This window comes from Rhizobium sp. N324 (genome assembly GCF_001664485.1).
Classification (GTDB): Bacteria; Pseudomonadota; Alphaproteobacteria; order Rhizobiales; family Rhizobiaceae; genus Rhizobium.
On sequence record NZ_CP013630.1, the window covers coordinates 3,408,705 to 3,423,632 of the forward strand.

13 protein-coding genes and 1 pseudogene are annotated in these 14,928 nt (G+C 61.9%); 9 read left to right on the forward strand and 5 right to left on the reverse strand.

Features of this window, described 5'->3' with window-relative positions:
- The first annotated feature begins 114 nt into the window (after nt 1-114).
- From AMK05_RS16395 to xdhC, 5 genes and pseudogenes are all read left to right on the forward strand, one after another.
- The gene (locus AMK05_RS16395) at nt 115-891 is read left to right on the forward strand and encodes a 3-hydroxybutyrate dehydrogenase (RefSeq protein WP_064840156.1); all 777 of its coding nucleotides are present in this window, start codon (nt 115-117) and stop codon (nt 889-891) included.
- Nucleotides 892-919: 28 nt separating this feature from the next.
- Nucleotides 920-2,386, forward strand: coding sequence for a xanthine dehydrogenase small subunit (xdhA, locus tag AMK05_RS16400; protein ID WP_064840159.1), 1,467 nt, complete (start codon nt 920-922; stop codon nt 2,384-2,386).
- A 214-nt stretch (nt 2,387-2,600) separates the two neighbouring features.
- A complete protein-coding gene (xdhB, locus tag AMK05_RS16405) occupies nt 2,601-4,940 on the forward strand; it encodes a xanthine dehydrogenase molybdopterin binding subunit (RefSeq protein ID WP_064840161.1) in 2,340 nt (779 codons plus the stop codon).
- Between the two features lie 24 nt (nt 4,941-4,964).
- A pseudogene (locus AMK05_RS16410) lies at nt 4,965-5,384 on the forward strand (endonuclease domain-containing protein); the annotation flags it as partial.
- Between the two features lie 247 nt (nt 5,385-5,631).
- Entirely contained in the window at nt 5,632-6,447 is an 816-nt protein-coding gene (xdhC, locus tag AMK05_RS16420; RefSeq protein ID WP_064840168.1) for a xanthine dehydrogenase accessory protein XdhC, read from the forward strand.
- Here xdhC and AMK05_RS16425 read toward each other — a convergent pair.
- Nucleotides 6,423-6,626 (reverse strand): hypothetical protein, encoded by a 204-nt coding sequence (locus AMK05_RS16425; RefSeq protein WP_064840171.1) that lies wholly within the window; start codon nt 6,624-6,626, stop codon nt 6,423-6,425. The genes xdhC and AMK05_RS16425 overlap by 25 nt on opposite strands.
- Nucleotides 6,627-6,727: 101 nt before the next feature.
- Here AMK05_RS16425 and gcvA point away from each other — a divergent pair, with 101 nt between their 5' ends.
- Nucleotides 6,728-7,624: a transcriptional regulator GcvA gene (gcvA, locus tag AMK05_RS16430; protein ID WP_064840173.1), complete on the forward strand. Its 897-nt coding sequence runs from the start codon at nt 6,728-6,730 to the stop codon at nt 7,622-7,624.
- Between the two features lie 48 nt (nt 7,625-7,672).
- On the opposite strand, the gene AMK05_RS16435 is transcribed toward gcvA, so the two are convergent.
- Nucleotides 7,673-8,005, reverse strand: coding sequence for a hypothetical protein (locus tag AMK05_RS16435; protein ID WP_003565666.1), 333 nt, complete (start codon nt 8,003-8,005; stop codon nt 7,673-7,675).
- A 163-nt stretch (nt 8,006-8,168) separates the two neighbouring features.
- A complete protein-coding gene (locus AMK05_RS16440; protein WP_064840176.1) occupies nt 8,169-8,855 on the reverse strand; it encodes a Type 1 glutamine amidotransferase-like domain-containing protein in 687 nt (228 codons plus the stop codon).
- Nucleotides 8,856-8,970: 115 nt separating this feature from the next.
- On the opposite strand from AMK05_RS16440, the gene puuD reads away from it, so the two are divergent.
- From puuD to AMK05_RS16460, 3 genes are all read left to right on the forward strand, one after another.
- The gene (gene puuD / locus AMK05_RS16445; protein WP_064840178.1) at nt 8,971-10,209 is read left to right on the forward strand and encodes a urate hydroxylase PuuD; all 1,239 of its coding nucleotides are present in this window, start codon (nt 8,971-8,973) and stop codon (nt 10,207-10,209) included.
- The gene (guaD, locus tag AMK05_RS16450; protein WP_064840181.1) at nt 10,206-11,516 is read left to right on the forward strand and encodes a guanine deaminase; all 1,311 of its coding nucleotides are present in this window, start codon (nt 10,206-10,208) and stop codon (nt 11,514-11,516) included. The genes puuD and guaD overlap by 4 nt, the downstream gene beginning before the upstream one ends.
- 427 nt (nt 11,517-11,943) lie before the next feature.
- Nucleotides 11,944-13,086 (forward strand): alpha-hydroxy acid oxidase, encoded by a 1,143-nt coding sequence (locus AMK05_RS16460; protein ID WP_064840183.1) that lies wholly within the window; start codon nt 11,944-11,946, stop codon nt 13,084-13,086.
- Between the two features lie 71 nt (nt 13,087-13,157).
- Here AMK05_RS16460 and AMK05_RS16465 read toward each other — a convergent pair whose 3' ends face one another.
- Together AMK05_RS16465 and AMK05_RS16470 are read right to left on the reverse strand one after the other, a co-directional pair.
- Entirely contained in the window at nt 13,158-13,598 is a 441-nt protein-coding gene (locus AMK05_RS16465) for a hypothetical protein (protein WP_064840186.1), read from the reverse strand.
- A complete protein-coding gene (locus AMK05_RS16470) occupies nt 13,595-14,923 on the reverse strand; it encodes a phosphatase PAP2/dual specificity phosphatase family protein (RefSeq protein ID WP_064840189.1) in 1,329 nt (442 codons plus the stop codon). The genes AMK05_RS16465 and AMK05_RS16470 overlap by 4 nt, the downstream gene beginning before the upstream one ends.
- Between the last annotated feature and the right edge of the window lie 5 nt (nt 14,924-14,928).

Genomic DNA, 14,928 nt, shown 5'->3' on the forward strand with positions numbered 1-14,928 from the left:
AGGACACGGATGCGGGTGAGAAAAGCGAATAAAGCGGAATTGCCAGCCTGCCGGCTTTGGGCATAACCTCGCCACCAACGTTGCAACGCAGCATCGGCCTGTCAGGAGAAAAATATGAGCAGATCAGTCGTCGTCACCGGCTCCACCAGCGGCATCGGCCTTGCGATCGCCACCGCCTTTGCCGAAACCGGCGACAACGTCGTCATCAACGGTTTCGGAAATGCCGATGAAATCAAGGCGATCGTCGAACGGCTTGAATCAGTATCCAAGGCACGGGCGATCTATCATCCGGCCGACATGACCAAGCCCGCCGAGATCGCCGACCTGATCGAAACGGCGGCAAACACCTTCGGCACCGTCGATGTCCTGGTCAACAATGCCGGCATCCAGCATGTCGAAAAGATCGAGGATTTCCCGATCGAGAAATGGGATCAGATCATCGCCATCAATCTGTCGAGTTCCTTTCACACCATGCGCGCCGCCATCCCGCTGATGAAGGCGAAGAAGCATGGCCGCATCATCAACATCGCCTCGGCGCACGGGCTGGTCGCCTCCCCCTTCAAATCCGCCTATGTCGCGGCAAAACATGGTATATTAGGCCTGACGAAAACGGCGGCTCTGGAGCTTGCCGAATTCGGCGTAACGGTGAATGCCATCTGCCCCGGCTATGTGCTGACGCCGCTGGTCGAGAAGCAGATACCCGATACCGCCAAGGCCCGCGGCATGACCGAGGAGCAGGTGAAGAGCGAGGTCATCCTCAAGGCGCAGCCAACGCGTGAATTCGTCAAGGCCGAGGAGATCGGCGCGCTGTCGCTTTACCTTGCCAGCGACGCCGCCCGGCAGGTGACGGGAACGCATATCTCGATTGACGGTGGCTGGACGGCGGCTTAACCATTTGGAAAAAACAACCGGGAATATCATGAACGACAGCATCCGCTTCATCCTGAATGGCGAGGACATCGCGCTCGCCGATGTCGGCCCGACCGAGACGTTGCTCGATTTTCTGCGGTTGAAGCGGCGGCTGACGGGCACCAAGGAAGGATGCGCGGAAGGCGATTGCGGCGCCTGCACCGTGCTGGTCGGCAGGCTCGCCGATGGCAAGCTCGCCTACGAATCCGTCAATGCCTGCATCCGTTTCATGGGCTCGCTGCATGCGACCCATGTGGTGACGGTCGAGCACTTGGCCGGCCGGGACGGCGCGCTGCATCCGGTGCAGCAGGCATTGGTCGATTGTCATGGCTCGCAATGCGGCTTCTGCACCCCGGGCTTCGTCATGTCGCTCTATGGCCTGTGGCTGACGAAGGAAAATCCCAGCCGCCGCGAGATCGAAAAGGCGCTGCAAGGCAATCTCTGTCGCTGCACCGGCTATGAGCCGATCGTCAAGGCCGCCGAGCAGGTGAGCCTGATGCGGCCGAGCGCGCTCTTCGACCCGCTGCAGCGGACACGCTCGGAAATCGTCGCTCGGCTCTGGGCAATGCAGACAAGCAGCACGATCAGAATTGCCAAGGACGAGGACCGGCTGATCATTCCGGCTTCACTTCAAGCGCTGACCGAAGTCCTCTCGCAGGAGCCCGACGCGATCATCGTCGCCGGTTCGACCGATGTCGGTCTCTGGGTGACGAAGCAGATGCGGCGGCTGAGCCCCGTCGTCTTCATCAATCACTTGAGTGAACTGCAGTCGGTCACCGAAAGCGAGGACGGCGTCACCATCGGCGCCGGCGTCAGCTATAGCGGCGCCTTCGCGGCGATCTCGAAAAAGATCCCGGCGCTCGGGCGATTGATCGATCGCATCGGCGGCGAGCAGGTGCGCAACATGGGCACGATCGGCGGCAATATCGCCAACGGCTCGCCGATCGGCGACAGCCCGCCGCCGCTGATCGCGCTCGGCGCGACGCTGACGCTACGCTCCCTGGAAGGCCAGCGCAAACTGCCGCTCGAAGATTTCTTCATCGCCTACGGCAAGCAGGATCGGAAGCCCGGCGAATTCGTCGAGAGCGTCTTCGTGCCCTATCCCAAGCCAGCCAGCCGCTTTGCCGCCTACAAGGTCACCAAACGGCGCGACGAAGACATCACCGCCGTGCTCGGCGCCTTCCTGCTGACGCTCGACGACGCCGAGATAGTCACCGACATCCGCATCGCCTTCGGCGGCATGGCGGCAACGCCGAAACGCGCCCGCGCCGTGGAGGCCGAACTGATCGGCAAGCCATGGACGGAAACGACGATCGACGCCGCCCGCCCCGCCTTCGACGCCGACTACCAGCCGCTGACCGACTGGCGCGCCACAGCGGAATACCGGCAGCTGACGGCGAAGAACCTGCTGACGCGTTTCTATCTGGAGACTGTTGGCGCGCCGGCGGAGTTGAAGCGGTTCGAGGAGGTGGCGTGATGGAGAAGTCAACCGTTGTCGCCAGCCGCCCCCCTCATCCGCCTGCCGGCACCTTCTCCCCGCTGGGGAGAAGAGACAAGGGGCGACGTCTCGACTCCCTCTTCTCCCCAGCGGGGAGAAGGTGCCCGATAGGGCGGATGAGGGGGGCGAGCGGCACTGAGCCGCGAGCGCCCGGAGCACCTGCGACGGGCAATTTTCCGGCAGAGAGACGCTAATGGACAAGTCCACCTTCGAAAACCCCAAGGTCGTCATCTCCGGCCCCATGCATGGTTCGCTGCGTCATGATTCAGCGCATAAACATGTCACCGGAAGCGCCGATTATATCGACGATATTCCCGCGCCCGCCGGCCTGCTGCACGGTGCGCTCGGCCTCTCCGACCGGGCACATGCCGAAATCATCAGCATCGATCTATCCGCGGTCGCCGCCTATCCCGGCGTCGTCTGGGTCTTTACCGGCAAGGACGTGCCCGGCGTCAACGACACCAGTTCCAACGGCAGCCATGACGAGCCGCTGCTCGCCGAAACCTTGGTTCAGTTCCACGGCCAGCCGATCTTTGCCGTCGTCGCCGAAACGCGCGACGCGGCGAGGCGGGCCGCCCGACTGGCGAAGATCGACTATCGCGACCTGCCGCACTGGCACGATATCGACGGCGCGCTCGCCAATGGCGGCCCCTTGGTGATCGCCCCGATGACGCTCCAGCGCGGCGAGCCGGAAACGGAAATGCCGAATGCTCCAATGCGGCTGAAGGGGCAGATGCGCATCGGCGGGCAGGAGCATTTCTATCTCGAAGGCCATATCGCTGTCGCCATTCCCGGCGAGGACGACGAGGTCACCGTCTGGTCGTCGACGCAGCATCCGAGCGAGATCCAGCACATTGTCGGCCACGTGCTCGATATTCCGTCGAACGCCGTGACCGTCAACGTGCGCCGCATGGGCGGCGGCTTCGGCGGCAAGGAAACGCAGGGCAACCAGTTCGCAGCCCTTGCGGCGATCGCCGCCACGAAACTCGGCCGTGCGATCAAATTCCGCCCGGACCGCGACGAGGACATGAGCGCCACCGGCAAGCGCCACGATTTCCTTGTCGATTACGAAGTGGGTTTCGATGCCGAAGGCCGCATCCACGCGGTCGACGCCACCTACGCGGCGCGCTGCGGCTTCTCCTCGGATCTGTCGGGACCGGTGACGGATCGCGCCCTCTTCCATGCCGATTCCAGTTATTTCTATCCGCATGTGCATCTCCAGTCGAAGCCGCTGAAAACCCACACCGTCTCCAACACCGCCTTCCGCGGTTTCGGCGGGCCGCAGGGCATGCTCGGCGCCGAGCGCGTCATCGAGGAAATCGCTTACGCCCTCGGCAAGGACCCGCTCGATATCCGCAAGCTGAATTTCTACGGCCAGCCGGGCTCCGGGCGCACGCTGACGCCCTACCATCAGGAGGTCGAGGACAATATCATCGCCCGCATCGTCGATGAGCTGGAGGAAACCGCCGAATATCGGGCGCGGCGCAATGCCGTCATCGCCTTCAATCGCGACAGCCGCTATATCAGAAAAGGCATCGCGCTGACCCCGGTCAAGTTCGGCATCTCCTTCACCATGACTGCCTTCAACCAAGCCGGCGCCCTCGTCCATATCTATCAGGACGGCTCGATCCATCTGAACCATGGCGGCACCGAAATGGGCCAGGGCCTTTATACCAAGGTGGCGCAGGTGCTGGCCGACAGCTTCCAGGTCGATATCTCTAGGGTAAAGATCACCGCTACGACGACCGCCAAAGTGCCGAATACTTCGGCCACCGCCGCCTCCTCCGGCTCGGATCTGAACGGCATGGCCGCTTATGACGCCGCCCGCCAGATCAAGGAACGCCTGGTCGCCTTTGCCGCCGAGAAATGGGATGTCGGGCCCGCCGACGTCGTCTTCCTGCCGAACCGCGTGCGCGTCGGCGAGATCGAAATCCCCTTCGCCGATTTCATCAAGCAGGCCTATTTCGCCCGCGTCCAGCTGTCGGCCGCCGGCTTCTACAAGACGCCGAAGATCCACTGGGACCGCAAGGCCGGCCGTGGTACGCCCTTTTACTATTTCGCCTATGGCGCCGCCTGCACCGAGGTCTCGATCGACACGCTGACCGGCGAATATCTAATCGACCGCACCGATATCCTCCACGATGTCGGCCGCTCGCTGAACCCGGCAATCGACATCGGCCAGGTCGAGGGCGCTTTCGTACAGGGCATGGGCTGGCTGACGACGGAAGAACTCTGGTGGGATGACAAGGGACGGCTGCGCACCCATGCGCCCTCGACCTACAAGATCCCGCTCGCCTCCGACCGCCCGAAGATCTTCAACGTCCGCCTTGCCGAATGGTCGGAGAGCGCAGAGGCCACCATCGGCCGCTCCAAGGCCGTCGGCGAACCGCCCTTCATGCTGGCGATCTCGGTGCTGGAAGCCTTGTCGATGGCCGTCGCCAGCGTGGCGGACTACAAGGTCTGCCCAAGGCTCGACGCGCCGGCGACGCCGGAGCGGGTGCTGATGGCAGTGGAGCGGATGAAGCGGGTTTAGGCGATCCCTCGGATGTCTGATCTCGAAGACATTAGAAAGAGACGGCCCGGCAAGACTGCACAGGCCCGCAAACTGCGACAAACAGAAACCGAGGAAGAATATCGACTTTGGAGTAACCTGCGAAATCGGCATTTGAACGGATACAAATTTGCACGACAGGTTCCCCTGGGGGTCTATATCGTCGATTTTCTATGCCGGGAAGAACGGCTGATTGTCGAGATCGACGGATTTCATCACGCAGACAATCTGTCTGACATGACTCGGACCTTGTGGCTAAACCGGGCTGGATATTCAATCCTCCGATTTTGGAATCATGAAATAACCCAGGAGCGAAGAGCAGTCCTTGAGACGATCCTTGCCGCACTTGAAAGGCAAATATTCCAGCGCGATGATATTCTTCGCTTCTATACTGCGATCGTTCGTACGGAGAATTTGAGAACGTAATGCGCTTGAACCAAGCCCCCTCATCCGACCCTTCGGGCCACCTTCTCCCCGCTGGGGAGAAGAGGGAGCAAGACGTTTGCGCATCGCTCAAGCAAATCGCTGAACCTGTGGGAACCACATGTAAAAACGTAGATGGGATCAACGAGAGCTCGGCATTCTCCCTCTTCTCCACAGCGGGGAGAAGGTGGCCCGAAGGGTCGGATGAGGGGGTCTTCGCGACATACTCCATAGGTCACGGGGCTATCCCATGACCGACCTCCCCACCTTCCTCACCGCCAACCCCGACAGCATCCTCGTCGACATCACCGGCGCGCAAGGCTCCACCCCCCGCGAGGCCGGGGCCTACATGCTCGTCTCGAGGACCGCGCTGTGGGGCACGATCGGCGGCGGGCAATTTGAATTCATGGCAATCGCGAATGCACGGGAGATGCTCGCAGGGACCGGCGGAACCGCCGCCATGGACATCCCGCTCGGCCCCGAAATCGGCCAGTGCTGCGGCGGGCGCACACAGTTGCGGTTTCGCCGGCTGACGCAGGTGGTAAAAGACGAACTCGAAGCCAGGATTGCCGGCGAGATCGAGCGTCTGCCGGAGGTCTATCTTTTCGGTGCCGGCCATGTCGGCCGGGCGCTGGCCGCAGCCCTTGCGCCGCTGCCGCTGTCGGTCACGATCGTCGAAACGCGACAGGAAGAACTCGCCAATCTGCCGGCGGAGACCAAAACCCGGCTCGTGCCGATGCCGGAGGCGCTGGTGAAGGATATTGCGGACGGTGGCGCGGTCGTCATCCTGACGCACGACCACGCGCTGGATTTCCTCATCGCCCGCGAGGCGCTTGATAGGAGCGACCTTGCCTACACCGGCATGATCGGCTCGGCGACCAAGCGCGCCACCTTGGCAAGCTGGCTTTCCCGCGAAGGCGGTGGAGAACGCGGTTGGATGGAGCGGCTGACGCTGCCGATCGGCGGTTCCTCGGTCAAGGACAAGCGCCCCGAAGTGATCGCCGCCATGACCGCCGCCGAGATCCTGACGGCACTTTCAGCCTACCGCATGCGCTCGTCCTCGTAAAAAGGCTCGCGCCCGTCGAGGAAACCGAGATCGCGCTTGACGCGGTCCGGTGCAGCGGAAAGATCGAGCCGAGGCAGACGGCAGAAAAGGTCGGCGCTGCCCGCCAGCCAGCCGGCAAGGCCCCGGAAAGCACCGATTCTATGTTGCGGCCTGTTCTCTTCGATAGTCGAGCAATCCATGACATCACCTCGGTACATTGATGGGATGAGTTGCAGTTTGCCGCCAAAAATGCTGCAATTCCAATCGAACGACCGTCTGCCTGCATCAAGAGAACTTATCCATGAAACTGTCGAAGCAATTCCCGCTGAATGCGCTGCGCGTCTTCGAAGCCGCTGCCCGGCTCGGCAGTTTCACCAAGGCGGGCGACGAACTCGGCATGACGCAGACGGCCGTCAGCTACCAGATCAAGCTGCTGGAGGAGAATGTCGGCGAGCCGCTCTTCCTGCGCCGTCCCCGCCAAATCGCGCTGACGCAAACCGGCGAACGGCTGGCGCCGAAGGTGACCGAAGCCTTTGCCATGCTGCACGATGCAATGGCGACGGCGCGCGACAGTGTCGAAGGCACGCTCGCCATCAGCTCGACTCATACTTTCGCCTCGAAATGGCTAGCGCCGCGCCTCGGCTCTTTCCATTTGAAGCACCCGGCGATCGCGGTGCGCTTTCAGGCGACCTCCGACATTATCGATTTTGCCCGCGAGCAGATCGATGTCGGCATCCGCTGGGGTGACGGCAATTGGCCGGGGCTAAGCCTGCACCGGCTGATGGGCCTGGAATTCACCCCGATGCTGAGCCCGAAGCTGGCGGAATCGGCAGGCGGCATCAAGGAGCCGCGCGATCTCCTGAAGTTCGATCTCTTCGACGCCGGCGATATCTGGTGGAAACAGTGGTTCGAGGCAGCCGGCGTCACCGAGACGGATCTCGACCGCCGCCCGCGCAACCAGCTCGGCTCCCAGGCGGTGGAAGCCGATGCGGCGATCGCGGGACATGGCGTCGCCATTCTCAACCCGGCCTTCTATGCCGCCGAGATCGCACTCGGCCGGCTCTACCAGCCCTTCGAGCTGACCCGCAGCGACGGCAAGGCCTACTGGCTCGTCTATCCCGAAAACCGCCGCAACGTGCCGAAGATCAAGGCCTTCCGCAACTGGATCCTCGCAGAGATGCAGGCAGCCGGGAATTAGATGATCGGGCGTCGGACGGTCTGACCCGGTCCGATCTTTCGTTCGGCCTCAGTATCCCATCTCCGGCGCATAGAAACAGCGCGGCGTATCCTCGTTCGGGAACAGACAGAGATGATAGTCGTTGTCGCCCGATTGCATCGCCTTCGTCATTGGCAGCAGGAAGACATGCGCATGCGTGACCAGCCGATGGTCGCCCGGCAAGAGCGTCACACGATATCCGCCCGGCGTCACCGCCACGCTTTTCGAAGGGATCATCTGGCAGTCGCCATTGTGACTGTCGCCGTTGCAACAATAGGGATCATAACTCCACCCCGAGGGTGCGTCGTGAGCCGTCGCCAACGACGCGTACGCAATCATCACACACGTCAGAATGCTGCGCATGGGCATCTTCTCCGTCGATGAATGCGCCGCCGATGATCTAAAGGTTCTTATTTTATGCCGGCGGCCTGCAAAGTAACTGTAATCCACTTGCCATAGTTCAAGGCGTGCCGAATTAGCACATCATGTATAAGCCAGAGATAATGCACAGTCATCTCGGCAGCTTTTAGGCACGAGACAGCAGATCTGCGATGCGACCGCGCTCGGCGACTTCGGCAAAACCGCCGGAAATCATCAGTGGGGCGCCGAAGATCTCGACAAGTCCATCGCCGAGGATGACACCTTCGCCGTCCCGGCACGCAAGAATAGGATTTGCCGTCGTCTCGCTGTAGCGCAGCAGCGCGGGGAGATAGCCAAGATCGTCGTTCAGATGCGGGAAGAATTCGAAAGGCACCAGATCGAGAGCCGCGCCATCCCGCACCGCATCCGGCGAGCCGCCGGAAAAGAGTGCGTCAACGGCGATCGTCGGCGTCATCAAGATCGCCCCGGCGCTGGTTCCGACGAGAATGCCGTCGTCACGCGCCCATGCGCGCAGCCTCTCCAGCATACCGCTTTGGCGCAGCCGCCTCAGAAAATCGCCGGTGTGGCCGCCTGTGAGATGGATGGCGTTACAGGCAAACAGCCGGCCGATCTCCTCGTCGCTGGAAAGCGCGTCGAGATCGACGAAGAGATCGAGAGAAAGCCCGTATCTGAGATAATACTGTCGTTTCTCATCGAAGAACTCCCGCTGCGGCTCCGGGGCGGAGGCGATATAGCCGATGCTGCTCCCGCGCGACAGAATGAGCGCCGCAAGCCGCCGGTCCATCGGCGCGTTTTCGGCGATGAGCTGATCGCTGTAGAGCGCGGTGATCATGCCATTGCTCCTTTTGCCACACCGGCCGCTATGCGGACGCCATCTTTCAATCTCCTCTTCCCTCCCCGCCAAAATTTCCGCAATGTCACGAGTCGGAGGAAGATAGGGGAACTCGATGTATGAATATGCCATTGCATGGGAATGGCTCGCTTTCGCGGCGCGCTGGTTCCATGTCGTCACCGCGATCGCCTGGATCGGATCGTCCTTCTATTTCATCGCGCTCGATCTCGGACTGGTGAAACGCCCGCATCTGCCGCCCGGCGCCTATGGCGAGGAATGGCAGGTCCATGGCGGCGGTTTCTATCATATCCAGAAATATCTGGTGGCGCCCGCGCAAATGCCGGAGCACCTGACCTGGTTCAAATATGAGAGTTATTTCACCTGGATTTCCGGCTTCCTGATGCTGTGCATCGTCTATTATGGCGGCGCCGACCTCTTCCTCATCGACCGCCACGTGCTCGATATTTCGAAGCCGGTGGCGATCCTGATCTCGCTGGCATCACTCGCCGGCGGCTGGATCATCTACGACCTGCTCTGCAAATCCCCGCTCGGCAAAAATACCTGGGGCCTGATGGCGGTCCTCTATGTCGTGCTGGTCCTCATGGCCTGGGGCTATACGCAGCTTTTCAGCGGCCGCGCCGCTTTCCTGCATCTCGGCGCCTTCACCGCGACGATCATGTCGGCCAACGTTTTCATGATCATCATCCCGAACCAGAAGATCGTCGTCGCCGATCTCATCGCCGGCCGCACGCCCGATCCGAAATACGGGCAGATCGCCAAGCAGCGTTCGCTGCACAACAACTACCTGACCCTGCCCGTCATCTTTTTCATGCTGTCGAACCACTATCCGCTCTCCTTCGGAACGCAGTTCAACTGGGTGATCGCCGCTTTGGTCTTTCTGATGGGCGTCACCATCCGCCACTGGTTCAACACCACCCATGCTCGGAAAGGCCGGCCGACCTGGACCTGGATCGTCACCCTCGTCCTTTTCATCCTGATCATGTGGCTTTCGACGGTGCCGAAACTGCTGACCGGCGATAAGGATACGGCGGCGGCGGCGCCCGCCTTCCAGCAATTTGCCGGCGATCCGCATTTTCCCGCCGTCAAGCAACTGGTCGCGACGCGCTGTTCGATGTGCCACGCCGCCGAGCCCGTCTATGAGGGCATCGTGCGGCCGCCGAAGGGGGTGATGTTCGAAAACGACGCGGAAATTGCCGCCCATGCCCGCGAGATCTATATACAAGCGGGCCGCAGCCATGCCATGCCGCCCGGCAATATCACCGATATCACGCCGGACGAACGCAAGCTGCTCGTCGCCTGGTTCGAAAGCGCAGTCGAAGGCAAGAAACAATGACGACGACACTCCTGCGCGGCCGCCTGCTGTCCTTTCATCGGGCGCCGCTCAGTCTAGCCGACAGCCAGAGCTATCTCTACGAAGAAGATGGCGGCCTGCTGATCGAAGACGGGTTGATCGCAGCAGCCGGCCCCTATGCCGACGTCAAGGCGAAGGCCGCCGAAGGCACGATCGAGATCGATCACCGGCCGCATCTGATCCTGCCCGGGCTCATCGACATGCATCTGCATTTTCCGCAGATGCAGGTGATCGCCTCCTATGCCGCCAATCTGCTCGAATGGCTGAACACCTATACCTTTCCCGAGGAATGCCGTTTCGTCGAAAGCGCGCATGCTGAGAGGATCGCCACGCATTTCTACGACGAGCTGATCCGCCACGGCACGACCACGGCTGTCGCCTATTGCTCCGTGCACAAGACCTCCGCCGACGCCTTCTTCGCTGAGGCGATGAAGCGCAATATGCGCATGGTCGGCGGCAAGGTGATGATGGACCGCAACGCCCCGCAGGGCCTGCTCGACACGCCCGAGATGGGTTATGACGAGACCCGCCAGGTGATCGCGGACTGGCACGGCAAGGGCCGCAATCACGTCGCCATCACCCCGCGCTTCGCCATCACCTCGACCCCGGCGCAGATGGAAGCGACGGCAGCGCTCGCTCGCGAATTTCCCGACCTGCACATCCAGACGCATCTGTCGGAAAATCACGACGAGATCAAATTCACCTGCGAGCTCTATCCCGACGCGATCGACTATACCGACATCTACGCGCGCTACGGCCTGCTCGGGCCGAAAAGCCTGTTCGGCCACGCCATTCACCTGTCCGAGCGTGAAGCCGATGTGATGAGCGAGACGGGCGCCGTCGCCGTCCACTGCCCGACCTCGAACCTCTTCCTCGGCTCCGGCCTGTTCCCGTTGAAGGCGCTGGCGCGGCGCGAAAAGCCGGTGCGCATCGGGGTGGCGACCGATATCGGCGGCGGCTCCAGCTATTCGATGCTGAAGACGATGGACGAGGCCTACAAGATCCAGCAATTGCTCGGCGAACGGCTGAACCCGCTGGAAAGCTATTACCTGATGACGCGCGGCAATGCCGAGGCGCTGTCACTGGCAGATCGGATCGGCACGCTGGACCCCGGCACCGAAGCCGACCTCATCGTCCTCGACGCGGCGGCGACCCCGGCCATGGCGCTGAAACTGGAAGCGGTGAAGACCTTGCCCGAAGAACTCTTCCTCTTGCAGACGATGGGCGACGACCGGGCGGTCGCCGAAACCTATGTGGCGGGCGTCGCTTTGAAAACGGGGCTTCGATGATGCCACTGAAGCCCATCCGCAATGACGATGACTACGAAGACGCGCTCTTGCTGTTGAAGCAGCCCGAAGCCGACAAACTCGACATTCTGGCGACGCTGATCGACGCCTATGAAGCAGGTCGATACCCATCGATCTGCCGGATCCGATCGATGCGATCCTCTTCCGGATGGAACAGCAGGGACTGGCACGGAAGGACCTGGAACCTCTCCTCGGCAGCCGCGGGCAGGTGGCCGAAATTCTCAACAGAAAGCGTGCACTTTCACTCGATATGATCCGGCGATAGCACGAACATCTCGACATTCCGTTGGATATTCTCATTCAACCGATCCGCGGACGAAAAGCCGCCTGACGCGGCCGATTTCCCGTAACACTCCCGCGAAATCCATGTTACGCCGGATCGCCGAATTCAGATGTGAAGGTTTAATTCATGGCCACTCCGCTCACTATCGCCGATCTGAAACAGCGCGCGCAGCGCCGTGTGCCGAAAATGTTTTTCGACTATGCGGATTCGGGCGCCTGGACGGAATCCACATATCAGGCGAACGAGAGCGATTTCAGCCGGATCAAGCTGCGCCAGCGGGTGATGGTGGACATGAGCGACCGCACGCTGGAAACGACGATGATCGGCCAGAAAGTGTCGATGCCGGTGGCCTTGGCGCCGACCGGCCTGACCGGCATGCAGCATGCCGATGGCGAGATGCTGGCGGCGCGCGCGGCGGAAGAATTCGGCGTTCCCTTCACGCTGTCGACGATGAGCATCTGCTCGATCGAGGATGTCGCATCGGTGACGACGCGCCCCTTCTGGTTCCAGCTCTACGTCATGCGGGACAAGGATTTCGTCCTTGGCCTGATCAACCGTGCCAAGGCCGCCAAATGTTCGGCACTGGTGCTGACGGCTGATCTGCAGATCCTTGGCCAGCGCCACAAGGATCTGCGCAACGGCCTGTCGGCGCCGCCGCGATTCACGCCAAAACATGTCTGGCAGATGGCGAGTAGGCCGTTCTGGTGCCTGGATATGCTGAAGACCAAGCGCCGCACCTTCGGCAACATTATCGGCCACGCGAAAAATGTCACCAACATCACATCGCTTGCCGCATGGACGCACGAGCAGTTCGATCCGCGGCTCTCCTGGGCCGACGTCGCCTGGATCAAGGAGCAATGGGGCGGCCCGCTGATCATCAAGGGCGTGCTCGACCCGGAGGATGCGAAGGCTGCCGCCGATACCGGCGCCGATGCGATCGTCGTCTCCAATCATGGCGGCCGCCAGCTGGACGGCGCCCCGTCCTCGATCAGCATGCTGCCCGCGATCGTCGATGCCGTCGGCGACCGCATCGAGGTCCATCTCGACGGCGGCATCCGCTCCGGCCAGGACGTGCTGAAAGCCGTGGCCCTCGGCGCCAAAGGCACCTATATCGGCCGTCCCTTCCTCTACGGCCTCGGTGCCATGGGCAAGGAAGGCGTCACGCTGGCGCTCGGCATCATCCGCAAGGAGATGGACATCACCATGGCGCTCTGCGGCAAACGCGATATCAACGACGTGAACGCGTCGATCATATCGCCGCAAGGCTGAAGCAGAGAGATCGGCGTCAGCTGAACGCGCCGATGGCGGGCAATCCATGCCGGACGGGAACGGCGTGCTATTCAGGCTGGCGGCTGGCCGGCGCTCGCATTGAGCTGAAGGATCGCGAAAATCACGAGACAGACGGCGAGCGCAAAACGCTGGTGCCAGACGATGCGGCGCGATCCGGCAATCCGCCTCTCGAGGCCAGGCGGTGCCCTGTCAGGCTTGCGCAGTTGCATGCGGAACAACAGGTCGTCGACGGCAGCAAGACCGGCCGTCTCGGTCTCGTAGCTCGACGCGAGGCGAAACAACAGCGCATCGAAAAGCAGATGGATCGCCAGCGCAAGAACAACCACGCAGAAAATAAGCATCAAGAGCCAGCCGAGCGGCGAAGCGAAGCCTCGATATCCCGCGGTGATCGGGCCGACGATCAGTGGCAGCAACGCCGTCAGCCCGCAGAAGATTGCATTGCGGCCGAGACTGCGCGCAACCGCCGAGGCTGTGGCATTCCACTGCGTCATTGCAAGCCCTCCATTGCGGCATGGATACTTCTAGCCGGCAGATGAACGCGCCGCCCCACCCGTTCGAGTAACCGCAGTGCCTCGGCTGGATTTTCGCAACGCCGGCTGATGAGCAGCCAACGCAGGATGACGCAGGCGCTCCGCTGGAAACCGAGCGCGCAGCAGACGAGGACCGGTCCCTGCTGGCGCGCAGCCTCAACGTGGTTCGCCGCAGCGAACGTCTGGATCTTGTCGAGGGCTGCAAGATCAAGAGTGGGAAAGCTGCACCAGCGCGCGAGTGTTCCGCCGGGGCGTTGAAGTTCGCCGGTCATGTCGATCACCGTGGCAAAACGGTCGGCCTCGTGGCGACGCGGAAAACGACCGAAATGGACGCCGTCAGCGATCACCACCGATGCCGGCATTGTGCGTGTCCAGAGCCAAACGTTGATGAGAGCGCCGAGCCGGTAGGGCGCCAGTAGCCAGCGGCTGGCAAGCGTGGCCCGGCCATCGGCGCGTTTCTGGAATATCTGCGGGCCGGCGCCGAAATATCCGACTGCGACGATCGCCAGCGCAACAGCCGGCCAGAGCAACAGAAGTGCCGCGGCCGTTAGAGAGGTACCGAGCGCTGAAAGGACGAGACATACGACGGCACCGCACAGATAATAGACGCCGAGACGGCGCGACTTTGGATCGCCGCTCATCGCAAACTTCGCGAGAGGCGAACCGGCATCGCGCGGAAAAAGCCAGGCGGCGAACAGACCGAGCAGCATGCCGGTCGGTATGTCCATGACGTGATGCTGCCACGTCGTCAGCACGGAGGCTCCGATCAGAAAACACCAGAAGTGCCAGAGAAGCCGTGCCCTGCGCGGCAACCGGCCGCGGAGGTGGTCCCAGATCACCACCAGGAGCGCGACATGCAGCGACGGCGCCTGATTGAACGGTTTATCGAAACTACCGAGGACGGCGAACATGAAGCCGGGCAGGCCGCTCGTTGCCGGCCGCACGAAGGTCGCTTCGAGCGGAAACGCGACAAAGCAGGCGACGGCCACTATCTGGATCGTCAGATAACGTCGCGCGAGCCTATCCACATCGCGCGGCGTCGTGTTGATGAACAGGCAGAGTGCATAGAACAGATTGATCGACCAATATGGTATGATCGTCCATCCGAGGAACGGAATGGCGCTTTCCCATGCGAAGGCGACGTTCGGCACATGCGCGCGTTGCGATGCCAGCCAATTGGCGCCGCCATAACTGAGATAGAAGAACGGCGCCAGGAACATGAGCCAGAGCGCCGCCCGCTTGGGAACCGGTGCTGCCCGGGAAAAAGTGGAACGTGCCTTCTCCACGTTTT

Coding starts and splice junctions, on each gene's coding strand:
- gcvA (WP_064840173.1), top strand. CDS start 6,728: ATGAAACTGTCGAAGCAATTCCCGCTGAATGCGCTGCGCGTCTTCGAA.
- AMK05_RS16460 (WP_064840183.1), top strand. CDS start 11,944: ATGGCCACTCCGCTCACTATCGCCGATCTGAAACAGCGCGCGCAGCGC.
- AMK05_RS16465 (WP_064840186.1), bottom strand. CDS start 13,598: ATGACGCAGTGGAATGCCACAGCCTCGGCGGTTGCGCGCAGTCTCGGC.
- AMK05_RS16440 (WP_064840176.1), bottom strand. CDS start 8,855: ATGATCACCGCGCTCTACAGCGATCAGCTCATCGCCGAAAACGCGCCG.
- xdhB (WP_064840161.1), top strand. CDS start 2,601: ATGGACAAGTCCACCTTCGAAAACCCCAAGGTCGTCATCTCCGGCCCC.
- guaD (WP_064840181.1), top strand. CDS start 10,206: ATGACGACGACACTCCTGCGCGGCCGCCTGCTGTCCTTTCATCGGGCG.
- xdhC (WP_064840168.1), top strand. CDS start 5,632: ATGACCGACCTCCCCACCTTCCTCACCGCCAACCCCGACAGCATCCTC.
- AMK05_RS16435 (WP_003565666.1), bottom strand. CDS start 8,005: ATGCGCAGCATTCTGACGTGTGTGATGATTGCGTACGCGTCGTTGGCG.
- xdhA (WP_064840159.1), top strand. CDS start 920: ATGAACGACAGCATCCGCTTCATCCTGAATGGCGAGGACATCGCGCTC.
- AMK05_RS16395 (WP_064840156.1), top strand. CDS start 115: ATGAGCAGATCAGTCGTCGTCACCGGCTCCACCAGCGGCATCGGCCTT.
- puuD (WP_064840178.1), top strand. CDS start 8,971: ATGTATGAATATGCCATTGCATGGGAATGGCTCGCTTTCGCGGCGCGC.
- AMK05_RS16425 (WP_064840171.1), bottom strand. CDS start 6,626: ATGGATTGCTCGACTATCGAAGAGAACAGGCCGCAACATAGAATCGGT.